Annotated in this window: 9 protein-coding genes, 1 tRNA gene and 1 pseudogene; all 11 read left to right on the top strand. The window is 67.3% G+C overall.

Annotated features, from left to right (window positions below; translation table 11 throughout):
* Positions 1–1,498 (top strand): polyribonucleotide nucleotidyltransferase (pnp, locus tag VF522_RS20380; RefSeq protein ID WP_330910144.1); only part of this gene is annotated, 1,498 nt, incomplete at its 5' end.
* An 11-nt stretch (positions 1,499–1,509) separates the two neighbouring features.
* Complete coding sequence (locus VF522_RS20375) at positions 1,510–2,499, top strand: NAD(P)H-quinone oxidoreductase (protein ID WP_330910143.1); 990 nt, start codon at positions 1,510–1,512, stop codon at positions 2,497–2,499.
* 4 nt (positions 2,500–2,503) lie between these two features.
* On the top strand, positions 2,504–3,256 hold the full coding sequence (tpiA, locus tag VF522_RS20370; protein WP_330910142.1) for a triose-phosphate isomerase: 753 nt from the start codon (positions 2,504–2,506) through the stop codon (positions 3,254–3,256).
* 39 nt (positions 3,257–3,295) lie between these two features.
* Positions 3,296–3,736 carry a preprotein translocase subunit SecG gene (gene secG / locus VF522_RS20365; protein ID WP_330910141.1) on the top strand — a complete coding sequence of 147 codons (441 nt, stop codon included), beginning with the start codon at positions 3,296–3,298 and terminating at the stop codon, positions 3,734–3,736.
* Positions 3,737–3,868: 132 nt separating this feature from the next.
* Positions 3,869–3,953 (top strand) — tRNA-Leu (locus VF522_RS20360).
* A 61-nt stretch (positions 3,954–4,014) separates the two neighbouring features.
* Positions 4,015–4,386: an NADH-quinone oxidoreductase subunit A gene (locus tag VF522_RS20355; RefSeq protein WP_330910140.1), complete on the top strand. Its 372-nt coding sequence runs from the start codon at positions 4,015–4,017 to the stop codon at positions 4,384–4,386.
* Between the two features lie 36 nt (positions 4,387–4,422).
* On the top strand, positions 4,423–4,902 hold the full coding sequence (locus VF522_RS20350) for a NuoB/complex I 20 kDa subunit family protein (RefSeq protein ID WP_169420697.1): 480 nt from the start codon (positions 4,423–4,425) through the stop codon (positions 4,900–4,902).
* A 2-nt stretch (positions 4,903–4,904) separates the two neighbouring features.
* The gene (locus VF522_RS20345; RefSeq protein ID WP_330910139.1) at positions 4,905–5,525 is read left to right on the top strand and encodes an NADH-quinone oxidoreductase subunit C; all 621 of its coding nucleotides are present in this window, start codon (positions 4,905–4,907) and stop codon (positions 5,523–5,525) included.
* On the top strand, positions 5,525–6,778 hold the full coding sequence (locus VF522_RS20340) for an NADH-quinone oxidoreductase subunit D (protein WP_330910138.1): 1,254 nt from the start codon (positions 5,525–5,527) through the stop codon (positions 6,776–6,778). Before VF522_RS20345 ends, VF522_RS20340 begins: the two co-directional genes overlap by 1 nt.
* A complete protein-coding gene (nuoE, locus tag VF522_RS20335) occupies positions 6,775–7,260 on the top strand; it encodes an NADH-quinone oxidoreductase subunit NuoE (RefSeq protein WP_330910137.1) in 486 nt (161 codons plus the stop codon). The genes VF522_RS20340 and nuoE overlap by 4 nt, the downstream gene beginning before the upstream one ends.
* Positions 7,257–7,921, top strand: a pseudogene (locus VF522_RS20330) (NADH-quinone oxidoreductase subunit F); the annotation flags it as partial. The gene nuoE and the pseudogene VF522_RS20330, both read left to right, overlap by 4 nt.

Here is a 7,921-nt window from a genome sequence, read left to right as displayed (position 1 = left end):
GCGCACGCAGGCGCTGCGCGTGGCGACGACCGAAGTGCAGGCCGCGCTCGCCGAAGGCGACACCAAGGTCGACTCGGTCAAGGTCGACGCGATGCTGTTCGACATCGAGGCCAAGATCGTCCGCGGCCAGATCCTGGCCGGCGAGCCGCGCATCGACGGCCGCGACACGCGCACCGTGCGTGCCATCGAGATCCGCACCGGCGTGCTGCCGCGCGCCCACGGCTCGGCCATCTTCACGCGGGGCGAGACGCAGGCCGTCGTCGCCACGACGCTGGGCACCGAGCGCGACTCGCAGACCATCGACGCGCTGGCCGGCGAGTACTCCGAGCGCTTCATGCTGCACTACAACATGCCCCCGTTCGCCACTGGCGAGACGGGCCGCGTCGGCTCGCCCAAGCGCCGCGAGATCGGCCACGGCCGCCTCGCCAAGCGCGCGCTGGTCGCCGTGCTGCCCTCGAAGGAGGAGTTCCCGTACTCGGTGCGCGTCGTCTCGGAGATCACCGAGTCCAACGGCTCGTCGTCGATGGCCTCCGTGTGCGGCGGCTGCCTGTCGCTGATGGACGCCGGCGTGCCGCTGAAGGCGCACGTGGCCGGCATCGCCATGGGCCTGATCAAGGAAGGCGCGCGCTTCGCGGTGCTGACCGACATCCTGGGCGACGAGGATCACCTGGGCGACATGGACTTCAAGGTCGCCGGTACCACCCAAGGTATCACCGCGCTGCAGATGGACATCAAGATCCAGGGCATCACCAAGGAAATCATGCAGGTCGCGCTGGCGCAGGCCAAGGAAGCGCGCCTGCACATCCTGGGCAAGATGGTCGAGGTCGTCGCCGGCGCGAACGCCGAGGTCTCTGAATTCGCCCCGCGCCTGTACGTGATGAAGATCAACCCCGAGAAGATCCGCGACGTGATCGGCAAGGGCGGCGCCACCATCCGTGCGCTGACGGAAGAGACCGGCACGCAGATCAACATCGAGGAAGACGGCACGATCACGATCGCGTCGACTGACGCCGATCGCGCCGCGCACGCCAAGAAGCGCATCGAGGAGATCACGGCCGAGGTCGAAGTCGGCAAGGTCTACGAAGGCCCGATCACCAAGATCCTGGACTTCGGCGCGCTGGTCAACCTGCTCCCGGGCAAGGACGGCCTGCTGCACATCAGCCAGATCGCCCACGAGCGCGTCGAGAAGGTCACCGACTACCTGTCCGAAGGCCAGGTGGTGCGCGTGAAGGTGCTCGAGACCGACGAGAAGGGCCGCGTGAAGCTGTCCATGAAGGCGCTGACCGAGCGTCCGGAAGGCATGCCGGAGCGCGAACCGCGTGGCGACCGTCCGCCCCGTGGCGAATACCGCGGCGATCGTGGTGACCGCGGCGACCGTGGCGACCGCCCCCCGCGCGAGTTCCGCGAGCCGCGTGAACCCCGCGAGCCGCGCGAACAGCGTGAGCCGGCGCCGGCGCAGGAGAACACCGGCAACAACGGCAACGAGCCGCAGCAATAAGGCGGTCGGGCGTGCGAGCGATCGAGATCACGCAATACGGCGCGCCGGAAGTCCTGCGCGCCGGCGAGCGGCCGGACCCCGTGCCGGCTGCCGGCGAGGTGCTGATCCGCGTCACCGCGAGCGGTATCAACCGCCCGGACGTGCTCCAGCGCATGGGCAACTATCCCGTGCCGCCGGGCGCGTCCGACATCCCCGGGCTGGAAGTGGCGGGCACCATCGTGGGCGGCGACGCCCAGGCGATGGCGCAGGCCGGCTTCAAGACCGGTGACCGCGTCTGCGCGCTGGTCGCGGGCGGCGGCTATGCCGAACTCTGCGTCGCGCCGGTGGGCCAGTGCCTGCCGGTGCCCAAGGGCCTGTCGGACGTCGAGGCGGCCTCGCTGCCCGAGACCTTCTTCACCGTGTGGAGCAACGTGTTCGACCGCGGCCGGCTGCAGCCGGGCGAGGCGTTCATGGTGCAGGGCGGCACCAGCGGCATCGGCGTGACCGCGATCCAGATGGCCAAGGCCATGGGCGCGGGCCCGGTGATCGCCACCGCCGGCAGCGACGACAAGTGCAAGGCCTGCATCGACCTCGGCGCCGACCACGCGATCAACTACAAGACGCAGGACTTCGCCGAAGAGGCGAAGAAGCTCACCGGCGGCAAGGGCGTGGACGTGATCCTCGACATGGTCGCCGGCAGCTACGTCGACCGCGAGGTCAAGTGCGTCAACGAGGACGGCCGCATCGTGATCATCGCGGTGCAGGGCGGGACCAAGAGCGAGTTCAACGCCGGCCTGGTGCTGCGCCGTCGCATCACGATCACCGGTTCCACGCTGCGTCCGCGTCCCGTGCCCTTCAAGGCCGCGATCGCGCAGGCGCTGCGGAAGAGCGTGTGGCCGCTGATCGAGGCGGGGAAGATCAAGCCCGTGATCCACAGCACTTTCGCCGCAGCGGACGCCGCGAAGGCGCATGCGCTGATGGAATCCAACCAGCACGTGGGCAAGATCGTCCTCACGTGGTAAAGCAATGACGGACAAGAAGAAGCTGATTGCCGGCAACTGGAAGATGAACGGCAACCTGGAGGCGAACGACGCCCTGGTGCGTTCGCTCGTCGCCGGCATGAAGGACGCGAAGTGCCAGGTCGCGGTGTGCGTGCCGGCGCCTTACCTGGCGCAGGTGCAGATGCTGCGCCACGGCTCCACGCTGGACCTCGGCGCGCAGGACGTCTCCCCGCACGCGGGCGGTGCCTACACCGGCGAGGTGTCGGCGCCCATGCTGCGCGAGTTCGGCGTGCGCTACGCGATCGTCGGCCACTCGGAGCGGCGCCAGTACCACGGCGAGACCGACACGCTGGTGGCCGAGAAGGCGAAGACGGCGCTGGCGCACGGCATCACGCCGATCGTCTGCGTCGGCGAGACGCTGGCCGAGCGCGAGGCAGGGCACACCGAGGAAGTGGTGAAGCGGCAGATGGCCGCGGTGATCCACGTCAACGGGCACTGCATCAGCGAGATCGTCGTGGCCTACGAACCCGTCTGGGCGATCGGCACCGGCAGGACCGCCTCGCCCGAACAGGCGCAGCAGGTGCACGCGCTGCTGCGCAAGCAACTCGCCGCCGCCACGGAGCATGCCGAACGCGTGCACCTCCTCTACGGCGGCAGCATGAACGCGGGCAATGCGGCCGCCTTGCTGGCGCAGCCCGACATCGACGGCGGACTGATCGGCGGGGCGTCCCTCAAGGCGCCCGATTTCCTGCAGATCATCGCCGCGGCGTGCGCCTGAAGCGCGCGGCCGCAGAACAAAAGAACCAGGAGTGATTGAATGAATGCTTTGTTGACCATCGTGCTCGCCGTGCAGATCCTGACGGCGCTGGGCATGATCGGCCTCATCCTGCTGCAGCACGGCAAGGGCGCGGACATGGGCGCGGCCTTCGGCAGCGGCGCCTCGGGCAGCCTGTTCGGCGCCACCGGCAGCGCGAACTTCCTTTCCCGCACCACCGCCGTCCTCGCCGCCGTGTTCTTCGTGTGCACGCTGGCGCTGGCGTACTTCACCCACAGCGTCGCGCCGGCCAGTTCCGGCAGCAGCGTGCTGGAGCGCGCGGCCCCCACGGCGCCCGCCGCCCCGGCCACGCCGCCGTCGCCCGCCAGCCAGATCCCCGGCGGCGGCACGCCGGTGCCCGCGAACCAGGGTGCGGCGACCACGCCGGCCGCCACCGCGCCCGCGACGCCCGCGTCCGGTGCTGCGCAGATCCCGACGAAGTGATCGCCATCTGATCAAAACCCCTGCTGCACGGCAGTAGGGACTCCGTTTCGGAGTACACTCCGTGGTTGTCCGGATGCGCGCGGTTCTCCAATGAGCCGCAACCCTCGCAAGCGCTCCGGGCGGCCACAAAAAGCCGACGTGGTGAAATTGGTAGACACGCTATCTTGAGGGGGTAGTGGCGAAAGCTGTGCGAGTTCGAGTCTCGCCGTCGGCACCACACAAGAAAGCCCGCCGGGCACGACACCGGCGGGCAACATGCCCCGCGGACGCAGCCCCAGATGAACCTCGACCAGTACCTCCCTGTCCTCCTGTTCATCCTCGTCGGCGTAGGCGTCGGCGTCGCCCCCCAGGTGCTCGGTTGGTTCCTGGCCAAGGGCATCGGCGTGCACAACCCCGGCACGGCAAAGAATTCCCCCTACGAATGCGGCTTCGAGGCCTTCGAGGACGCGCGCATGAAGTTCGACGTGCGCTACTACCTCGTCGCGATCCTCTTCATCCTGTTCGACCTGGAGATCGCCTTCCTCTTCCCCTGGGCGGTGGCGCTCAAGGACATCGGCGTGATCGGCTTCTGGGCCATGATGGTGTTCCTTGCCATCCTGGTCGTGGGATTCGTCTACGAATGGAAGAAGGGCGCGCTCGACTGGGAATGATCCCGGGCCGCACTGCAGAATTTCCGAAAGCTTGAGATGGCAAACCAAGGCATTCTTGAAAAAGGTGTCGTGACCACGACCGTGGACACGGTCATCAACTGGGCCAAGACCGGCTCGCTGTGGCCCATGACCTTCGGTCTCGCGTGCTGCGCCGTGGAGATGATGCACGCGGGCGCCGCGCGCTACGACATCGACCGCTTCGGCATGCTGTTCCGCCCGAGCCCGCGCCAGTCCGACCTGATGATCGTGGCCGGCACGCTGTGCAACAAGATGGCGCCGGCGCTGCGCAAGGTGTACGACCAGATGGCCGAGCCGCGCTGGGTGCTCTCCATGGGCACCTGCGCCAACGGCGGCGGCTACTACCACTACAGCTATTCCGTGGTGCGCGGCTGCGACCGCATCGTGCCCGTGGACGTGTACGTCCCCGGCTGCCCGCCGACGGCCGAGGCGCTGCTGTACGGCATCATCCAGCTGCAGCAGAAGATCCGCCGCACGCAAACCATCGCGAGGGCCTGAGCATGGAAGGAAACCTCGCTGCGGTCTCCCCCGCACCCGAAACCGTGCGCGACGCCGTCGTCGCAGCGCTCGGCGACAAGGCCAGGCGCGTCGACCTGAAGCTGGGCGAGATCACCGTCACGGTGACTGCGCAGGACTACATCGAGGCCTGCCGCATCCTCAAGGAAGCGCCCACGTGCCGCTTCGAGCAGATGATCGACCTGTGCGGCGTCGACTATTCCGAGTACCGCATGGGCGACTGGGACGGCGCGCGCTACGCCGTCGTCGTGCACCTGCTGTCCGTGGCGCTGAACCAGCGCGTGCGCGTGCGCGTGTTCTGCCCCGACGACGACCTGCCCGAAGTCGAGTCCATCGACGGCGTGTGGAGCGCCGCCAACTGGTTCGAGCGCGAGGCCTTCGACCTGTACGGCATCGTGTTCGTCGGCCACGCCGACCTGCGCCGCATCCTCACCGACTACGGCTTCATCGGCCATCCCTTCCGCAAGGACTTCCCCGTCTCCGGCCACGTGGAAATGATCTACGACGCCGAGCGCCAGCGCGTGGTCTACCAGCCGGTGACGATCGAGCCGCGCGAGATCACGCCGCGGATCATCCGCGAGGAAAAGTACGGCGGGCTCCAGTAATGGCAGAAATCAAGAACTACACGCTCAACTTCGGCCCGCAGCACCCGGCGGCGCACGGAGTGCTGCGCCTCGTGCTGGAACTCGACGGCGAGGTGATCCAGCGCGCCGACCCGCACATCGGCCTGCTGCACCGCGCGACCGAGAAACTGGCCGAGACCCGCACCTACATCCAGACGCTGCCCTACATGGACCGCCTCGACTACGTGTCGATGATGTCCAACGAGCACGCCTACTGCCTCGCGGTCGAAAAGCTGCTGGGCGTGGACGTGCCGATCCGCGCGCAGTACATCCGCGTCATGTTTTCCGAGATCACGCGCTTGCTGAACCACCTGCTGTGGCTCGGCGCGCACGGCCTCGACTGCGGCGCGATGAACATGCTGATCTACTGCTTCCGCGAGCGGGAAGATCTCTTCGACATGTACGAGGCGGTGTCGGGCGCGCGCATGCACGCGGCCTACTTCCGTCCGGGCGGCGTCTACCGCGACCTGCCGGACTCCATGCCGCAGTACAAGGCGAGCAAGATCCGCAACCAGCGCGAGATCGACCGCATGAACGAAGACCGGCAGGGCTCCCTGCTGGACTTCGTCGAGGCCTTCACCCAGCGCTTCCCGAAGTACGTCGACGAATACGAGACGCTGCTGACCGAGAACCGCATCTGGAAGCAGCGCACCGTGGGCATCGGCGTGGTCACGCCCGAGCGCGCGCTGAACCTGGGCTTCAGCGGCCCAATGCTGCGCGGCTCCGGCGTGCTGTGGGACCTGCGCAAGACGCAGCCCTACGAGGTCTACGACCGCATGGACTTCGACATCCCGCTGGGCCGGACGGGCGACTCGTACGACCGCTACCTGGTGCGCGTGCAGGAACTGCGCGAGGCCAACAAGATCATCAAGCAGTGCGTGGCCTGGCTGCGCGCCAACCCCGGCCCGGTGATCACCGACAACCACAAGGTGGCGCCGCCGGACCGCGAGAGCATGAAGACCAACATGGAGGAGCTGATCCACCACTTCAAGCTCTTCTCGGAAGGCATGCGCGTTCCCGAGGGCGAGGCCTACGCCGCGGTGGAACATCCCAAGGGCGAGTTCGGCATCTACATCGTGAGCGACGGCGCCAACAAGCCGTACCGCCTGAAGATCCGCGCGCCGGGCTTCCCGCACCTCGCGGCGATGGACGAAATGTCGCGCGGCCACATGATCGCCGACGCCGTCGCCATCATCGGCACGATGGACATCGTGTTCGGAGAGATCGATCGATGATTTCTGAAACCACCAAGCAGCGCTTCGCCCGCGAAGTCGCCAAGTACCCGCCCGAGCAGAAGCAGTCCGCCGTGATGGCGTGCCTGGCCATCGTGCAGCAGGAGCAGGGCCATGTGACGAAGGAAAGCGAACAAGGCATCGCCGAGTATCTCGGCATGGCGGCGATCGCGGTGCACGAAGTCACCACCTTCTACAACATGTACAACCAGCAACGCGTCGGCAAGTACAAGCTGAACGTCTGCACCAACCTGCCTTGCCAGCTGCGCGACGGCCAGAAGGCGCTGCAGCACCTGGAAAAGAAGCTGGGCATCGCCATGGGCGAGACCACGCCCGACGGCCTGTTCACGCTGCAACAGAGCGAGTGCCTGGGCGCCTGCGCCGACTCGCCGGTGATGCTGGTGAACGACCGCACGATGTGCAGCTTCATGAGCAACGAGAAGCTGGACCAGCTGGTCGACGGCCTCAAGGGAGCCAAGGGATGAACGCGCAACAAGTGCTGGAGCAGTTCCAGGCCACCGGCGTCCAGACCTGCTTCCACGACCGCCACATCAATCCGCAGATCTACGCGGGCATCGACGGCACCAACTGGCGCCTGAAGGACTACGAGGCGCGCGACGGCTACAAGGCGCTGAAGAAGATCCTGTCCGAGGGCCTCACGCAGGACCAGGTGATCGCCACCGTCAAGGAATCGGCCCTGCGCGGCCGCGGCGGCGCCGGCTTCCCCACGGGCCTGAAGTGGAGCTTCATGCCCCGCCAGTTCCCGGGCCAGAAGTACCTGGTGTGCAACTCCGACGAAGGCGAGCCGGGCACCTGCAAGGACCGCGACATCCTGCAGTTCAACCCGCACATCGTCATTGAGGGGATGATCATCGCCGCCTACGCGATGGGCATCACCGTGGGCTACAACTACATCCACGGCGAGATCTTCCAGACCTACGACCGCTTCGAGGAAGCGCTGGAAGAAGCGCGCGCGGCCGGCTACCTGGGCAACAACATCCAGGGCTCGAACTTCTCGTTCCAGCTGCACGCGTTCCACGGCTTCGGCGCCTACATCTGCGGCGAAGAGACCGCGCTGCTCGAATCGCTGGAAGGCAAGAAGGGCCAGCCGCGCTTCAAGCCGCCGTTCCCGGCGAGCTTCGGCCT

This window comes from Ramlibacter sp. (assembly GCF_036383835.1).
Lineage (GTDB): Bacteria > Pseudomonadota > Gammaproteobacteria > Burkholderiales > Burkholderiaceae_C > Ramlibacter.
This window is presented reverse-complemented; position numbering and strand designations above follow the sequence as displayed.

What these genes read in the sequence shown, in the direction of transcription:
- tpiA (WP_330910142.1), top strand. Translation starts at nt 2,504, where the DNA reads ATGACGGACAAGAAGAAGCTGATTGCCGGCAACTGGAAGATGAACGGC.
- secG (WP_330910141.1), top strand. Translation starts at nt 3,296, where the DNA reads ATGAATGCTTTGTTGACCATCGTGCTCGCCGTGCAGATCCTGACGGCG.
- VF522_RS20355 (WP_330910140.1), top strand. Translation starts at nt 4,015, where the DNA reads ATGAACCTCGACCAGTACCTCCCTGTCCTCCTGTTCATCCTCGTCGGC.
- VF522_RS20350 (WP_169420697.1), top strand. Translation starts at nt 4,423, where the DNA reads ATGGCAAACCAAGGCATTCTTGAAAAAGGTGTCGTGACCACGACCGTG.
- VF522_RS20345 (WP_330910139.1), top strand. Translation starts at nt 4,905, where the DNA reads ATGGAAGGAAACCTCGCTGCGGTCTCCCCCGCACCCGAAACCGTGCGC.
- VF522_RS20340 (WP_330910138.1), top strand. Translation starts at nt 5,525, where the DNA reads ATGGCAGAAATCAAGAACTACACGCTCAACTTCGGCCCGCAGCACCCG.
- nuoE (WP_330910137.1), top strand. Translation starts at nt 6,775, where the DNA reads ATGATTTCTGAAACCACCAAGCAGCGCTTCGCCCGCGAAGTCGCCAAG.